This is a genomic window from Mesorhizobium sp. M1307 (assembly GCF_040318155.1).
In the GTDB taxonomy this organism is placed as follows: domain Bacteria; phylum Pseudomonadota; class Alphaproteobacteria; order Rhizobiales; family Rhizobiaceae; genus Mesorhizobium.
This window is the reverse complement of record NZ_JAMYLR010000033.1, coordinates 1-16,044: the sequence shown is the minus strand read 5'-3', so window position 1 is coordinate 16,044 and position 16,044 is coordinate 1. Positions and strand designations below refer to the sequence as shown.

Here is a 16,044-nt window from a genome sequence, read left to right as displayed (position 1 = left end):
GGGCGGCATGCTTGCGGCAGTGGGACGCCATGCCCATTTCGGGTTTGACTCGGGTTGTGGAAAGGGCAAGAAAAGTCCCCGACGGCACCCGAAATCGTTCCCCGAAAGCCTGGAGAAGAACATGTCCGCTTCCAACGCCATCGTTGTCGCCAGTGCAGCGCGCACGCCCGTCGGCTCCTTCAACGGCGCCTTCGCCAACACCCCAGCCCATGAATTGGGTGCCGTCGCCGTCAGGGAAGCGCTGGTCCGTGCCGGCGTCGACGGCAAGGAGGTGGACGAGGTCATCCTCGGCCAGATCCTGACCGCGGCTCAAGGGCAGAACCCGGCGCGGCAGGCGGCAATGGCTGCCGGCGTACCGCAGGAGGCGACCTCCTGGGGCCTGAACCAGCTCTGCGGCTCGGGCTTGCGCGCCATCGCGCTCGGCATGCAGCAGATCGCCCAGGGCGATGCAAAAATCATCGTTGCCGGCGGCCAGGAATCGATGTCGATGGCTCCGCATGCGCAACATCTGCGCGATGGCGTCAAGATGGGCGACTTCAAGCTGATCGACACCATGATAAAGGACGGCCTGACCGATGCCTTCTACGGCTATCATATGGGCAACACCGCGGAGAACGTCGCCCGCCAGTTCCAGATCACCCGCGACGACCAGGACCAGTTCGCACTGGCTTCCCAGAACAAGGCCGAGGCCGCGCAGAAAGCCGGGAAATTCAAGGACGAGATCGTTGCCTTTACAGTCAAGGGCAGGAAGGGCGACACCGTAGTCGACCAGGATGAATACATCCGCCACGGCGCGACAATCGATGCCATGACCAAGCTCAAGCCCGCCTTCGACAAGGAAGGCACGGTGACTGCTGCCAATGCTTCCGGCATCAACGACGGCGCCGCCGCCGTGGTGCTGATGACCGAAGCGGAAGCCGCAAGGCGCGGCATCACACCGCTGGTGCGTATCGTTTCCTGGGCGACCGCCGGTGTCGACCCGCAGATCATGGGGACGGGACCGATCCCCTCCTCGCGCAAGGCGCTGGCCAAGGCCGGCTGGTCGGTTGGCGACCTCGATCTGGTCGAAGCCAACGAGGCCTTTGCCGCGCAGGCCTGCGCCGTCAACAAGGACATGGGCTGGGATCCGGCCATCGTCAACGTCAATGGCGGCGCCATCGCCATCGGCCATCCGGTCGGCGCCTCGGGCGCCCGCATCTTCAACACGCTGGTCTACGAGATGCGCCGCAGAAGTGCCAAGAAAGGCCTTGCCACGCTGTGCATCGGCGGCGGCATGGGTGTTGCCATGTGCGTGGAAGCATTGTGATGAGATAAGCGATACGAATAGGATGCTGGCGCAAAGCGAGTAGGGAATAGAGGGCAAACCCCACCGCTTCAACGCTCAGTCATCTGCATTTCCCGGGAGGACATATGACAAAGGTTGCAATCGTCACAGGCGGGTCGCGCGGCATCGGCGCGGCGATTTCGGTCGCCTTGAAAAGCGCCGGCTATTCGGTCGCCGCAAACTACGCCGGCAATGAAGAAGCGGCGGCAAAGTTCAAGGCCGCGACCGGCATCCCGGTCTACAAATGGTCCGTCGCCGACTACGAGGCCTGCGCCGCCGGCATCAAACAGATCGAAGCCGATCTTGGTCCCGTCTCGGTGCTGGTCAACAATGCCGGCATCACTCGCGACGCGATGTTCCACAAGATGACGCGCGAGCAATGGAAAGAGGTCCTCGACACCAACCTTTCCGGCGTCTTCAACATGACGCATCCGTTGTGGGGCGGCATGCGCGACCGCAAGTTCGGTCGCATCATCACCATCTCCTCGATCAACGGCCAGAAAGGCCAGGCCGGCCAGGTCAATTATTCGGCCTCGAAGGCCGGCGATATCGGCTTCACCAAAGCACTGGCCCAGGAAGGCGCGCGCGCCGGCATCACCGTCAACGTCATTTGCCCCGGCTACATCGCCACCGAGATGGTCAAGGCAATGGACGAGAAGGTCCTCAACGAGCGGGTCATCCCGCACATCCCGGTCGGCCGTCTCGGCGAGCCGGAGGAAATCGCGCGCTGCGTCGTCTTCCTCGCTTCCGACGATGCCGGTTTCATCACCGGCTCGACCATATCAGCCAATGGCGGCCAGTACGTCGCCTGATCGTTTGTCTTTACGTTGAGACAGATCCGCGCTTGGACGAACGGGCCTGCAAAACGGCCCGTTTCTATAGCGGTCTTCCCGTTGCAAGATCTCGATGCAGCACGCTGCCCCAATCCGGCACGCAAAGGTTAACGGCAAACTCGCAGCTTGTGCAAAAGCCGCCCGGCAGCCTGTGGATTCTCGGTGGAAAAGCTGTTCACAACACAACATGTTGCGGTGAACAAACCAAGAAACTTCGGCTATCTCTGATTCGTCGCCGATTCGTTCCGGCTTTGAGCGGAACGTTAACGGCGAGAGCTGAAAACACCCTCGAAATGATTAAAGCGCGTTAGGAAACATCAATAATTTCATAACGTTGTGCGAAGCAGATTGGCCGGCCACGACCATTCACCGGCAAAGGTTAACCGCAGTGCTCGCTTGGATGCCGCTTGCATAAATCGGGCCAGTTTCCGTGATTCAGCATGTGGTGAGATACGCCGACAGAAAACCCAGATGTAGCCGTGAACAAACCCTGAATCAGCGCGAGTCAGTGATTCGTCGCTGATTCGTTCCAGACTCGTTCCAACTGTTAATCGGGAACAGATTTTCTGGCTTCGAACCAACCAATCGGCCTGCCCTCGGCATATTCCGCTTTCGCTTCGCGCCCGAAATCCCTATGTGTCGCCTGTCATACGCGGCCAATATGGGCGCGCTCCCGACAATGCGAGGCAGAGAGCCTTATTTCCAGGCCGATGAACATCCATCCGAAACACACTGAACCGCTGATCCTGTCGGGTCGAGACGTGACGGCCGTGCTCGGCCCGACCAACACCGGCAAGACCCATCTCGCCATCGAACGCATGGTGGCGCATGAAAGCGGCGTCATCGGCCTGCCGCTCAGGCTGCTTGCCCGCGAAGTCTATACGCGCGTCTGCGAGAAGGTCGGCGCCCATAAGGTGGCGCTCATCACCGGCGAGGAAAAGATCCAGCCGGCGGGCGCGAAATACTCGGTCTGCACCGTGGAAGCGATGCCGCGCGAGACCGACGCCGCCTTCGTTGCCATCGACGAGGTCCAGCTCGCCGGCGATCTCGAACGCGGACACATCTTCACCGATCGCATCCTGCATCTGCGCGGCCGGCAGGAGACGCTGCTGCTGGGCGCGGCCACCATGCACGGCATCCTGCAGCGCCTGCTGCGGGGCGTGTCGGTGGTGACCCGGCCACGCCTATCGCATCTTGCCTATGCCGGCTCGAAGAAGCTGACCCGCCTGCCGCGGCGCACCGCGATCGTCGCCTTCTCGGCCGACGAGGTCTATGCCATCGCCGAGCTGATCCGCCGCCAGCAGGGCGGTGCCGCCGTCGTGCTCGGCGCGCTCAGCCCGCGCACCCGCAACGCCCAGGTGGCGCTGTTCCAGTCGGGCGACGTCGACTACCTCGTCGCCACCGACGCCATCGGCATGGGCCTCAACCTCGACCTCGACCACGTCGCCTTCGCCCAGAACCGCAAATTCGACGGCTACCAGTACCGCAACCTGACGGCGGCCGAGCTCGGCCAGATTGCCGGCCGCGCTGGCCGGCATCTGCGCGACGGCACCTTCGGCGTCACCGGCCAGGTCGATCCGCTGGATGATGAACTGGTCAACAAAATCGAGGCGCATGATTTCGACCCGGTGAAAGTGCTGCAGTGGCGCACCGCGCATTTCGATTTCGCCAACCTCGATGCGCTGAAGCGGTCGATTGAGACCAACGCCCCGGTCGAAGGCCTGACGCGCGCGCTGCCGGCAGTAGACGCACAGGCGCTCGAGCATCTGTCGCGCGACGAGGACGTCCGGGCACTCACCACCGATGCCAGGCGCGTGGCGCTGCTGTGGGAAGCCTGCGCGCTGCCCGACTACAGGAAGATCGCGCCGGCCCAGCACGCCGACTTGATTGCCTCCATTTACATGGACCTTGCCAGGCATGGCCATGTCGACGAGAACTACATGGCCGAGCAGGTGCGCCGTGCCGACACCACCGAAGGCGACATCGACACGTTATCGCACAGGATTGCCCAGATCCGCACATGGACCTTCGTTTCCAACAGGCCCGGCTGGCTGGCCGATCGGGCACACTGGCAGGAAAAGACGCGCGAAATCGAAGACAGATTGTCCGATGCGCTGCATGAGCGGTTGACGAAACGTTTTGTAGACCGCAGGACTTCCGTCCTCATGCGGCGCCTTAGAGAAAACACGATGCCTGAAGCCGAAATCAGCCCAACCGGAACCGTCCTCGTCGAAGGCCATCACGTCGGCGAGTTGCAAGGTTTCCGCTTCACCGCCGACCAGAGCGCCGGCGGCGAAGACGCCAAGGCGGTGCGGGCGGCGGCGCAGAAGGCGCTTGCCGCCGAGTTCGAGGCGCGGGCCGAGCGCTTCGGCGCCTCGGCCAATGGCGACATCGCGCTGGGTTCGGATGGCACGCTGCGCTGGATCGGCGCGCCGATCGGCACGCTGGTCGCCGGCGAAGACGCTTTGAAGCCGCGTCTGGTTCTGCTGGCCGACGAGCAACTCACCGGCCCGGCCCGCGACAAGGTTGCGGCGCGCGCCGAGCGCTTCGTCAATTTCCAGATCGAATCCCTGCTGAAGCCGCTGGTCGATCTCAAGAATGCCGAGCAGATCACCGGCATCGGCCGCGGCATCGCTTTCCAGCTTGTCGAGCATTTCGGCCTCATCAACCGTCGCGACATCGCCGACGAGATGAAGTCGCTCGACCAGGAAGGCCGCGCGGCGCTTCGCCGTCTCGGAGTGCGCTTCGGCGCCTACCATGTCTTCGTGCCGGCGCTGATCAAACCGGCGCCGGCCGGGCTGATAACGCTGCTGTGGGCGCTGAGAAACGACGGCAAGGACAAGCCCGGTTTCGGCGATGTCGTTCACGCACTGGCCTCCGGCCGCACCTCGGTGGTCATCGATCCGACCTTCGACAAGACCTTCTACAAGCTTGCCGGCTACCGCAATCTTGGCCGGCGTGCTGTACGCGTCGATATTCTCGAACGGCTGGCCGACCTGATCCGGCCGGCGACCAACTGGAAGCCGGGCCTCGGTCCTCGCCCCGACGGCGCCTATGACGGCCAGTCCTTCATGGTGACGCCGCCGATGATGTCGATTCTCGGCGCCACCGCCGACGACATGGAAGAAATCCTGAAGGGACTCGGCTATCGCGCCGATGCCAAACCGGCGGCCGAGGTCAAGGCGCGGCTCGAAGCACAGGATAATGCCGCGCGTGACGCGGCCGCTGCAAAGCAGGCGGCGGAAGAGGCTGCGCGAGTCGAGCAGGCGAGGATGGCGGAAGCATCTGCCGCGGCAGAGCCGCCGGCGGAGGCTTCGGAACCTGTGTCGGATGCGGCTCCTGTTGCGGAGGCGGCGGCCGAAGCTGTGACCGAAGCGACGGCAGAGCCTGTCGCGGAAGCTCCAGCCCCTGAAGCTGCGGCAGAAGTCACGCAAGAGACCCGGCCCGCCGCGGAGGCGACTGCTGAAGCGCCTGCGGAACCGGCGGCCGAGCCAACGGCGGAACCTGGGGCGGAAACTGAGGCTGCGGCACCGGCAGAACCGCCGGTTTCCGACACTACGGAAGCATCGCCGGCCGAACCTGCAGCGACGGCAGGAGCCGTCGCCGGCGAAGCTGCTCCAGAAGCCGAGGAGCCAAAACCCATCCTGTTATGGCGGCAGGGTCGTTTCGACCAGCGCCCGCGTCATCGCCAGCATGACAACCGCCCCCGGGACAATCATCGGGACAATCGCGCGCGCAATGGTCAAGCTGCGCCGGACAGCCGCAGCGATGCGCCGGTAGATGCCGGCGGGCAACCGACGCCGGGCGACCGGCCCGCCCGTCAGGGGCGCCACGACCAGCGCGACGGCGCCGGCAAGCCGCGCTTCGATCGCAGCAAGTTCAAGCCCAGGCCGCAAGGCGACGCGGCAGATCAGCGCGCCGGCAAGCCGCAAGGTGAACGCCCGGACTGGCGCGAAAACCGGCCCGACTGGAAGGCTGGCCGGCAGGACGGCAAAGGCGGCGCCCAAGGCGCAAAGCCGGCGTTCCAGCCAAAGCCGCGTGAGGAACGCCCGGTCCGCTTCGATCCGGACTCGCCCTTCGCCAAGCTCGCCGCGTTGCGCGACCAGCTGAAGAAGTAAGCTGCTCGTCCAATGGTCACTGATGCCCGCCAGCGCATCGACAAGTGGCTGTTCTTCTCGCGCGCGGTAAAATCGCGCACGCTGGCAGCCAAGCTGGTCGTCGCCGGACGCGTCCGCATCAATCGCGACAAAGCAGCGCAGGCCTCCGATACGGTCCGGCCGGGCGACGTTTTGACCATCACGCTGGAGCGGCGGATCTTCGTCTGGAAAGTCCTTGGCACCGGCGTACGGCGTGGCCCGGCCGAAGAGGCCCGCCTGCTCTACGAGGACATGTCGCCGCCCCCCCGCGCCCAAGGGCGAGGCGCTTCCGGATGCGGTGCCGCCGTTGCGCGAGGCCGGCAGCGGTCGCCCGACGAAGAAGGAACGCCGCCAGACCGACCACCTGCTCGGCGACGATTGAGCAAGGTCGAACGCCCGCTTTGCCGGCCTTCCGGAATTCCATTCCGGAAACCGCGGCACCGCTGGCAGGGGCCGCCCTTGCCACCGGCGGACAAAGGCGTTACCTCACCAAAAAAGCCCAACAAAATGGGACGTCCCGGAGCCGACCAATGACCTACGTCGTGACCGACAATTGCATAAAATGCAAATACATGGACTGCATCGAGGTCTGTCCGGTCGACTGCTTCTACGAAGGTGAGAACATGCTCGTCATCCACCCGGACGAGTGCATCGATTGCGGTGTCTGCGAACCGGAATGCCCGGCCGACGCGATCAAGCCCGACACCGAGTCGGGCCTCGACAAATGGCTGCAGATCAACACCGAATATGCCGACAAATGGCCCAACATCACCGCCAAGAAGGAGCCGCCGGCCGACGCTAAGAATTTCGATGGCGAAACTGGCAAGTTCGAGAAATATTTCTCCCCCGAGCCCGGCGAAGGCGACTGACGAGCCTGCCGGCTGCGGCGGCCTGACGCCGCGTAACAGCCGTGATACATTAACCGCCTTGACAGGCGGCGACGGCGCGTGGCCTTCGCGCGTGCAGCAAAACCTTGATTCTTCCGACTTTTTGTGTTATATCAACCAAACATGCCGGTGACACAACGTCGATTTATGGCGCAAACGCCCCAAATCACTGAAAGGTGAATTTCTCAATCCGGACCAGAGCGATCTGGGGCAGGCGGTCGCAATGTTGCGATTTGCCGGTCCTGGCCTTTCCGGTGAGTTCATCGTTGTGTGGCTGAGGACCGGTCACCCCGGTCGCACGAGTTCGGGCCGGCACGATGCCGGTACCACAACAAGGAGTTCAGGGCGTAATGGCAACGATCACCCCGCAGAAGAAGTCCACCGCAGCGCGCCACGGTTTCAAGACCGGCGAGTACATCGTTTATCCGGCGCATGGTGTCGGCCAGATCGTCTCGATCGACGAGCAGGAAGTCGCGGGCCACAAGCTGGAGCTGTTCGTCATCGACTTCCAGAAGGACAAGATGCGCCTCAAGGTGCCGGTCGCCAAGGCGACCTCGATCGGCATGCGCAAGCTGTCGGAAGAGGATTATGTCGAGCGCGCGCTGAAGGTCGTGCAGGGCCGCGCCCGCGTCAAGCGCACCATGTGGTCACGCCGTGCCCAGGAATATGATGCCAAGATCAACTCCGGCGATCTGATCTCGATCTCGGAAGTGGTGCGCGACCTTTACCGCGCCGATAACCAGCCGGAGCAGTCCTATTCCGAGCGCCAGCTCTACGAGGCGGCCCTCGACCGCATGGCCCGCGAGATCGCGGCCGTCAACCGCATGTCGGAGACCGAAGCGGTCCGCCTCATCGAGGTGAACCTCAACAAGGGCCCGAAGCGCGGCGCCAAGGCCGACAACGAGGAAGCCGAGCAGGAAGAAGCTGCCTGAGCCTTTTCGCCCAGGAAACATGGAAAACCCGGCCTCGCGCCGGGTTTTTTTGTCTTAGCTGACCGGCGACGGGCATATCTAACCTTCGCCGCCCTCCCTTTCCGCCTCGTGCTTCAGCGTGGCGATGAACCGCTTGGTCCGCTGGCGTTCCGGGTTGCTGAACAGCACCGCGGCCGGGCCTTGTTCGACGATGTTGCCGGCATCGAGGAACACCACTTCCCGCGCGATCTTGGAGGCGAGCCGCAGGTCATGCGTCGCCATCACCATGGTCGTGCCCTCGCTGGCGAGCTTGCCGAGCACGTCAACCACCTCCTGCGCCAGTTCCGGATCGAGTGCCGAGGTCGGCTCGTCGCAGAGCAGGACCTTCGGCGAAGGCGCCAGCGCCCGGGCAATCGCCACGCGCTGCTGCTGGCCGCCCGACAGGGTCGCCGGCCAGGCATCGGCCTTGTGCGCCATGCCGACTTTTTCGAGCAGGGCCAGCGCCCGTCCGCGCGCCCTCTCCTTGGGCCATTTCAGCACCGTCACCAGCCCCTCCATGATGTTCTCGATCGCAGTGCGATGCGGAAACAGCTGGAAATTCTGGAACACCATGCCGGTCTGCAGCCGCAGCCGCTGGATATCCCTGGTCGAGACCCTGCCGCCGGGATGGAATTCGAGTGCATCGTCGCCGATCCGTACCGTGCCTGAAGTCGGCAGCTCGAGCAGGTTGATGCAGCGCAAAAGCGTGCTCTTCCCTCCGCCCGACGGCCCGACAAGCGCCGTAACGCTGCCTTCCTCGATCGTGACGGTGACGCCCTTCAGCACCAAATTGTCGCCGAAACGCTTTTCGATGTTGGTGAGGCCGATCATGCGCGCGCCTCCAGGAAGCCGCCATAACGGTTGAGCCGCGTTTCCAGCCGCGCCTGCAAGGCCGACAGCACGGAGCTCATGACCAGATAGAGGGCCGCTGCCTCGACATAGAGGATCAGCGGCTCATAGGTGGTGGCGACGATGCGCTGCGCTGCCTGGAACATCTCCGGCACAGTGATGGCGGCGGCGAGCGAAGTGTCCTTGACCAGCGAGATGAAGGTGTTGGACAGCGGCGGCACGGCGACGCGGCCCGCCTGTGGAAGAATGGTGCGCCGCATTGCCTGGGCCCAGGTCATGCCGATCGAATAGGCCGCTTCCCACTGGCCCTTGGGCACCGAACCGATGACGGCGCGGATGATTTCCGACGAATAAGCACCGATGTTCAAGGTGAAGCCGATCAGTGCTGCTGGAAAGGCGTCGAGCAGGATGCCGACCGATGGCAGGCCGTAGAAGATAAGGAACAGTTGCACGAGAAGCGGCGTGCCGCGGAATATCCAGACGTAGAAGCGGACCACGGCGACCAGCGGTTTGGGACCGAACAGCCGGACAAGCGCTACAACCAGGCCTAGGACAAGACCGAATGCAAACGACAGCAGCGTCAACGGCACGGTGAAGATCAGTGCAGCCCACAGCAGCGTAGGCAGGGATTCCAGCATCAATTGCAGCCAGTGCGGCACGAAGGCTCCTCCTTGCCAGATTGCCGTCGCTCATATCACGCGAAAGCGGCGGGCCGTCGAAAGACAGCTCGCCGCGATACGAACGACGCGGGCCGGCATTCGGCCCACACGAGAAAGCCGTTTTACTTCGAAACGTCCTGGCCGAAATAGGTGTCGGCGATTTTCTTGTAGGTGCCGTCGGCCTTGATGTCGGCCAGCGCCTTATTGATGGCGGCCACCAGTTCCGGATCGCCCTTGCGCACGATGACGCCGGAATAGTCGGCGTTTTCTTCCTGGGCGGCAATCTTCACATTGGCGTCGGGCTTGTGCTTCTTGAAGTCGAGGAAGGACAGGCTGTCGTTGATGGTGGCGTCGGCGCGGCCGGTAAGAAGCAGCTGGATCGACTGGTCGAAGCCGTCGGTGCCGACGAGTTCGGCGCCGTTGGTTTCAGCCAGCTTGCCGAAGTTCGAAGTCAACGACTGCGCCGCCTTCTTGCCCTTGAGATCGGCGAAACCCTTGATGTCGGTGTTGTCGCCGCGCACGATCAGCACTGCCTTGGAGGCGATGTAAGGATCGGAGAAATCATATTTAGCCTTGCGCGCCTCGGTGATGCCGACCTCGTTGATGACGGCATCGTAGCGGTTGGCGTCGAGACCGGCGATCAGCCCGTCCCATTTGCCTTCGAGGAACTGGGCCTTGACGCCGAGGCGCTCGGCGATGGCCCGCGCGATCTCGACGTCGAAGCCGACCAGCGCGCCGGAAGCATCATGATAGGTGAAGGGCGCATAGGTTCCTTCCGTGCCGACCTTGAAGACGCCGGCCTGCTTGATCTGGTCGAGATTGGCGCCGGCATGACTGGCGGCGACGGCCAGAACCTGCAGCGTTCCGGCGATAATGAGCGATTTGAGCCATTTCATTTTTCTGTGATCCCGTCCTTGGCCGATGTCCGGCGTCATTGCGAGTGCCGGAAAATGACAGATGCGCGATGCCAGAATAAGAAACTAAATTTCAAAAATCTCGCGCCCTTGAAATCCAATTCTCAACCAGCATCTCCCGGCGCCATCCGGCTGAGTCAAGGCCGGTGGCGAATCGCCTGGAACAGCACAATCGACATGACAGTCCGGGGGAACATTCCCCCGCATGGCACGTTCTTCGCTGTTGTAGGGCGCGGCGCCGCCATTTCAACCATCGGCGCCAACTCACGATTCGATTGCACCGCAACGCCTGGAGCAGGAGCGCGGCATGATGGAAGACAGTGCAGGACGGACCATGGTTCGCGCGGCGATGAAAGCCCCTTATCTGGAACGTGACGAAGAGCATCTCCTGGCGCTGCGCTGGAAGGAAAACAATGACCAGCACGCGCTGCACCGCATCACCGTCGCGCATATGCGGTTGGTCATTTCCATGGCGTCGCGGTTTCGCCACTACGGCCTTCCGCTGGGCGACCTGATCCAGGAAGGCCATGTCGGGCTGCTGGAGGCAGCGGCCCGTTTCGAGCCCGAGCGCGAGGTGCGGTTCTCGACCTACGCGACTTGGTGGATTCGCGCCTCGATGCAGGACTATATCCTGCGCAACTGGTCGATCGTGCGCGGCGGCACCAGCTCGGCGCAAAAGGCGCTATTCTTCAACCTGCGGCGCCTGCGCGCCCGCCTGGCAAACGGCGCCGAGCAGATGTCGAATGCCACGCTCTACCGCGAAGTGTCGGCGGCTCTCGGGGTATCGGAGGCCGATGTGGCGATGATGGATTCCCGCCTTTCGGCGCCGGACAGCTCGCTCAACACGCCGCTAGCCGACGATGCGGGCGCAACCGAGCGGATGGAGTTCCTGGTTTCGGATGACCCGCTGCCCGATGAGGTCGTCGGCGATACGATCGACGTCGAACGCCGCTCGGTGTGGCTGAAGACGGCACTCGGCGCTCTCAATGCGCGCGAGCTCAGGATTATCGAGGAACGCCGGCTGAGCGACGAGGGCGCGACGCTCGAAGCGCTCGGCGAGACCCTCGGCATCTCCAAGGAACGTGTCCGGCAGATCGAGGCGCGCGCCATGGAAAAGCTCAAGGCGGCGCTGGTAAAGCAGAATCCGGAATTTCTCGCAGCCTGAATCGCGTCGGCTGCTATTTGTCGGTGACGATCTTGACCTTGTCGCCGGCCGAAACCGCGGCACCCGGCGACAGCGCGTTGAGCACCCTGAACAAATCCAGCTTGCGGTCGACGCCGACCATCTGTGCGGCCAGGGAGCCCATTGTCTGGCCGGGCTGCACCGTGACGATGCGGATACGCAGCGGCTTCAACGCCGCCTTCTCGGCAGCACTCAGGATGCGGAACGAGCCGCTGACCGAGCGCGCCACCGTGCTCAGCGAGGTGCTGGCCGACGGTGCAGCAGTCAGCAAGCGGTAGACCTGGCCGCCGGCGCGGATCACCGCAATGTCGAATTGCCAGCCATCGGCGCCGGCATGCGCGGTTGCCGCTTCGTTGCCGTTGATCGTCTCCTGGCGCACGCTGCTGTCGTCGAGGCCGGCAACCCAACCGCTGCGGATGTAGTCGGTCAGCGAGCGGTTCTTGTCGATCGAAACGCCGTCGAAGCGGATCGCCATGTCGCCCGGGCCGGTCGCCGTCACCGCCGCCGCCGAATTGTCGATGACGAAACCGTTGGGCACCGAGAACGACACGCCGAGGCCAGGGTGCAGGAAGGTTTCGCCGCGCACATAGCCTTCCTCCGGCGTGTCGCCGTAAAGCAGCCCGTCTACGCCGGCAAGAAATGAATCGCGGTCGCGCGACCCGACACCGGGCGCGCCGAACTGGCGGGCGTGGCGCTGCGCGAGGTCTATACGCTGCGGCGTGTTGGGGTGCGTCGCCAGGAAGTCGAGGCTGGCGTCGGTAGCGCCGCTGATCGAGCGAAAATCGGTATAGGCCGACATCGACTGCAGAAAGCGGCCGGCGGCGTAGGGATCGAAACCGGCTTCGCCGATCGACTTGATGCCGATGGCGTCGGCCTCCAGCTCCTGATTGCGCGAGAACTGGGCCAGCCTCAGCTTGCCGCGGATCAGCGCCGCCTTGGCCGTCGGGTTGTCGCCGAGCACGTCCGAAACGACCTTGGTCGCCAACCCCTCTTCGGCTTCCAGCTGCTGGCGCTGCAGGCCGTGGTTGGCGGTAACGTGGCCCATCTCATGCGCGATGACGGCGGCAAGCTCGGCGGAATCGTTGGCCAGCGCCAGCAGCCCGCGGGTGATGTAGAGATAGCCGCCCGGCAGCGCGAAGGCATTGACGTTGGGCGAGTTGAGGATGGTGATGCGGTAGGTCTGGGTTGGGTTGGCCGACACCACGGTCAGTCTGCCGACGATCTTGGCCACCATGCGCTCGAGCTTGGGGTCGGAATACTCGCCGCCATAGGTGGCGAGGATGCGCGGGTGCTGGGCCTTCGCCAGTTGAGCGAGCTTGCCGTTGGCGGCGACATTATCGACCGTGATCGGCTTGTCGGAGGGCTGGAAGCCTGATTCCTGCACGTCGGGAGGCGTGAACATCTGGCAGCTTGCCAGCGCCACAGCGAGACCGGCCAGCGCCAGAAAGCGCGCCAGCGGTTTCACCCTCCGATTGTCGATGCCGGTCGGCAGATCGGCTTCCTTTCAAGTCCTGGCACGTGACCGCGAAAATCGGACGCGATTTCCGGAAAGCATCACGCGCAAAATCAAGTGCTACGGCGTCCTTCGTGCGTCCGACAGATACGAGGCAGCAAGGGCAAATCACAGTCTAGGCCGGACCAGCTCCTGGCGGACCTAGCCACACTACCTCGACCATGGCAAGCAAGCGCCGCTTCGCCTTCCGCCGGTTTGACCATAAATTATGTCCGCTTCCGGGCAACATCTCGTGATCCAACCGCAAACGGACCCGAGCCGATATAGCGTCGGAATGCCTCCGGTCCAGCCCCGACGAAAAAATCGGCCGCGGTGCCCGTCGCGGCAACCGTGCCACCATCCAGGAAAACCATGTTTTGGCCGATACGGCGCGCATCGTCCGGCTGGTGCGTGACGAATAGCACCGTCATGCGCTGCTCCGAATGGACGTCGGCCACCAGGTCGAGCATGTCGTCGCGCAGTGCCGGTCCGAGCGAAGCGAACGGCTCGTCGAGCAACAACACCGGCCGGTCGCGCACCAGGACCCGGGCGAGCGCGACGCGCTGCCGCTCGCCGCCGGAGAGTTCGCGCGGCAGCCGGCTTTCCTTGCCGGCAAGGCCGACGCGCTTCAGCGCTGCGGCGATTGCGGCGCGGTCAGCCTCGCTCAGCCTGAGCGAAGGCGAGCGGCCGAGCCCGACATTCTGCTCGACGGAAAGATGGGCAAACAGGTTGTTTTCCTGGAACACCATCGATACCGGCCGCGCTGATGGCGGCGCAGTGCTGACGTCGGCGCCGCCGATCAGCACGCGGCCTGACCGCGGCGTCTCGAAGCCGGCCACCAGATTGAGCAGCGTCGACTTTCCCGAACCGCTCGGCCCCATAATGGCGGTGATTTCCGACGCCGGGAAATCGACATCGAATATAAGCGGCGTTTCACCATAGCTGAACGAGACATTATCGAGTCGTACGGCCGCGCCTTTTTCCACCGAAATGGACCGTTCCGGGCTGGTCGGCATCATGATTTCTCGCCCCTTCCCAGCCAGTCCGCGGCCAACACCAGCGCCAGGCAGACAAGGCCGAGCAGCAGCGCCAGGCCGGCGGCATCCTCGGTGCGGTAACTGCCCATGCGCGCCAGCAGCAGATAGGGCAAGGTCTGCACGGAATCGCTGCCGAACAGCGCAATGACGCCGAGATCGCCGAGCGACAGCGCCATGGCGAAAGCGAAGCCGGTGGCGAGCGGCCGCCGCAGCGACGGCCAGTCGACCAGCCGCAACCGGTTCCAGCCCGAGATACCAAGCTGTGCGCAGAGCCGTTCGTGGCGTTCGCTCGCCGCGTCATAGGCAGGGCGGATGGCGCGGATGGCGAACGGCATCGCCATCACCGCATTGACCGCAACCACCATGACAGGGGCAATCGCAAAGACATCGCCGACGGTGCGCAAGAGCAGGAACCAGCCGGCGCCGATGACGATGGGCGGCACCACCAGCACGAACCCCGCACCGGTGTCGGCCAGATGTTCGAGCAGTGTCCGCCGGCCCTGCCGCCGGGTGAGCGCCAGCGCCCGGCGCGCCATGACCAGCGACAGCGACAACGCCACAGAGAGCAGCGCCGATAGGAGGGAGAGCACGGCACTGGTCGCCGTCGCTTGCCGCACCGCGCTCTCGCCGGCCAGGCGGCCGAGATCGGCGCCAAGCCCGGCTGCCAACGTGGCCGCCATCGGCCCGGCGACAAACAGCAGTGCGAGCCCGATCGCCAATGCGTTCAGCACGGTCTCGGCCGCACCGGCTGAAAAATACCGGCGCGGCGCCACCGGCAGATTGGCATCCCCGACCATATTGGCGCCGAGCCGCGTCAAGGCCAGCACGACGACGAAGGTCAGGGCAATCTGCAGCAGGGTCAGCGTCACCGCCCGCGCCGGGTCGAAGTCAAAACGCAGCGCCTGGTATATGGCAACCTCGAGCGTCGTCGCGCTGGGTCCGCCGCCGAGCGTAAGCACGATGGTGAAGGAGGTGATGCACAGCATGAAAACGAGCCCGGCAACGCCGGGCAAGACCGCACGCAGCGGTGGCCATTCGATCAGCCGGAAGGCCGGCGCAGCACCCATGCCAAGCTGGCTCGCCAGCCGCCATTGGTCGGCCGGCACGGTCTGCAACGCCTCCAGGAACAGCCGCGTCGCTAGCGGCAGGTTGAAGAAGACATGGGCGACGAGTATGCCCGACAGGCCATAGATGCCGGGCCAGCTCTGGCCGCCTAGCGCGCCCAGCGTGCCGGCAAAATAGCCGGCGCGGCCATAGAGCGCCAAGACACCGAGTGCGGCAACAATGGCCGGCAGCGCCAGCGGCACGGCGAAAAGCTGCAGGATGAAGCCTCGCCCGAAAAGCTGTGGATGCCGCGACAGTGCACGCGCGACAAACAGCGCCGGTGCGACGGAGAGCAGGGTCGACAGCAGAGCCTGCCAGAGCGTGAAACGGACGACGCGCAAGAGATAGGAATCGAAAGCGGCGGCGGCGCCGGACAGGTCGCGTGTGGCTTCGACGACGAGCCCGGCGAATGCACCGCCGATCAGCAGCGCGATGGCGGCGAGCGCGACGATGCCGGCAGTGACGCGGGGATCGGCCGGATGACGCGTACGCATGTCGCGCTACCCGACGCTACGACAGGTGTTGATCGAAGGAAACACCTGACAATGGCCGAGCCCACCCCCCTCTGGCCTGCCGGCCATCTCCCCCTCAAGGGCAGGGCTATCGCATATGAGTGATGGCATTGATGAGATAGTCGTCGTTCCAGGCGCATTTCTTGATGCGATGGCTGATGGGA

At 64.1% G+C, this 16,044-nt stretch carries 12 protein-coding genes and 1 pseudogene; 7 read left to right on the top strand and 6 right to left on the bottom strand.

Going from position 1 to position 16,044, the window contains the following annotated elements:
• Positions 1 to 121 precede the first annotated feature (121 nt).
• The 6 genes and pseudogenes from NKH16_RS26070 to NKH16_RS26045 all read left to right on the top strand — a co-directional run bounded on the left by NKH16_RS26070 (position 122) and on the right by NKH16_RS26045 (position 8,112).
• Positions 122 to 1,306, top strand: a complete 1,185-nt coding sequence (locus NKH16_RS26070) for an acetyl-CoA C-acetyltransferase (protein WP_352747684.1) — start codon at positions 122 to 124, stop codon at positions 1,304 to 1,306.
• Between the two features lie 104 nt (positions 1,307 to 1,410).
• Positions 1,411 to 2,136, top strand: coding sequence for an acetoacetyl-CoA reductase (phbB, locus tag NKH16_RS26065; RefSeq protein ID WP_352747686.1), 726 nt, complete (start codon positions 1,411 to 1,413; stop codon positions 2,134 to 2,136).
• A 731-nt stretch (positions 2,137 to 2,867) separates the two neighbouring features.
• Entirely contained in the window at positions 2,868 to 6,275 is a 3,408-nt protein-coding gene (locus NKH16_RS26060) for a helicase-related protein (protein WP_352747688.1), read from the top strand.
• Positions 6,276 to 6,287: 12 nt separating this feature from the next.
• A pseudogene (locus NKH16_RS26055) lies at positions 6,288 to 6,675 on the top strand (RNA-binding S4 domain-containing protein).
• A 148-nt stretch (positions 6,676 to 6,823) separates the two neighbouring features.
• Positions 6,824 to 7,162: a ferredoxin FdxA gene (fdxA, locus tag NKH16_RS26050; RefSeq protein WP_352452512.1), complete on the top strand. Its 339-nt coding sequence runs from the start codon at positions 6,824 to 6,826 to the stop codon at positions 7,160 to 7,162.
• Between the two features lie 368 nt (positions 7,163 to 7,530).
• The gene (locus NKH16_RS26045) at positions 7,531 to 8,112 is read left to right on the top strand and encodes a CarD family transcriptional regulator (RefSeq protein WP_006327799.1); all 582 of its coding nucleotides are present in this window, start codon (positions 7,531 to 7,533) and stop codon (positions 8,110 to 8,112) included.
• 78 nt (positions 8,113 to 8,190) lie between these two features.
• On the opposite strand, the gene NKH16_RS26040 is transcribed toward NKH16_RS26045, so the two are convergent.
• From NKH16_RS26040 to NKH16_RS26030, 3 genes are all read right to left on the bottom strand, one after another.
• A complete protein-coding gene (locus NKH16_RS26040; protein WP_352747691.1) occupies positions 8,191 to 8,961 on the bottom strand; it encodes an amino acid ABC transporter ATP-binding protein in 771 nt (256 codons plus the stop codon).
• On the bottom strand, positions 8,958 to 9,638 hold the full coding sequence (locus NKH16_RS26035; RefSeq protein ID WP_023721020.1) for an ABC transporter permease subunit: 681 nt from the start codon (positions 9,636 to 9,638) through the stop codon (positions 8,958 to 8,960). Before NKH16_RS26035 ends, NKH16_RS26040 begins: the two co-directional genes overlap by 4 nt.
• 122 nt (positions 9,639 to 9,760) lie before the next feature.
• Positions 9,761 to 10,534: an amino acid ABC transporter substrate-binding protein gene (locus NKH16_RS26030; RefSeq protein ID WP_352452514.1), complete on the bottom strand. Its 774-nt coding sequence runs from the start codon at positions 10,532 to 10,534 to the stop codon at positions 9,761 to 9,763.
• A 325-nt stretch (positions 10,535 to 10,859) separates the two neighbouring features.
• On the opposite strand from NKH16_RS26030, the gene NKH16_RS26025 reads away from it, so the two are divergent.
• Entirely contained in the window at positions 10,860 to 11,717 is an 858-nt protein-coding gene (locus tag NKH16_RS26025) for an RNA polymerase factor sigma-32 (protein ID WP_023680558.1), read from the top strand.
• 13 nt (positions 11,718 to 11,730) lie between these two features.
• Here NKH16_RS26025 and NKH16_RS26020 read toward each other — a convergent pair whose 3' ends face one another.
• The 3 genes from NKH16_RS26020 to thiP all read right to left on the bottom strand — a co-directional run bounded on the left by NKH16_RS26020 (position 11,731) and on the right by thiP (position 15,862).
• The gene (locus NKH16_RS26020) at positions 11,731 to 13,200 is read right to left on the bottom strand and encodes a M48 family metalloprotease (protein WP_023680559.1); all 1,470 of its coding nucleotides are present in this window, start codon (positions 13,198 to 13,200) and stop codon (positions 11,731 to 11,733) included.
• Between the two features lie 254 nt (positions 13,201 to 13,454).
• Entirely contained in the window at positions 13,455 to 14,246 is a 792-nt protein-coding gene (gene thiQ, locus NKH16_RS26015; protein WP_352452516.1) for a thiamine ABC transporter ATP-binding protein, read from the bottom strand.
• Complete coding sequence (thiP, locus tag NKH16_RS26010) at positions 14,243 to 15,862, bottom strand: thiamine/thiamine pyrophosphate ABC transporter permease (RefSeq protein WP_352677922.1); 1,620 nt, start codon at positions 15,860 to 15,862, stop codon at positions 14,243 to 14,245. The genes thiQ and thiP overlap by 4 nt, the downstream gene beginning before the upstream one ends.
• Positions 15,863 to 16,044 lie beyond the last annotated feature (182 nt).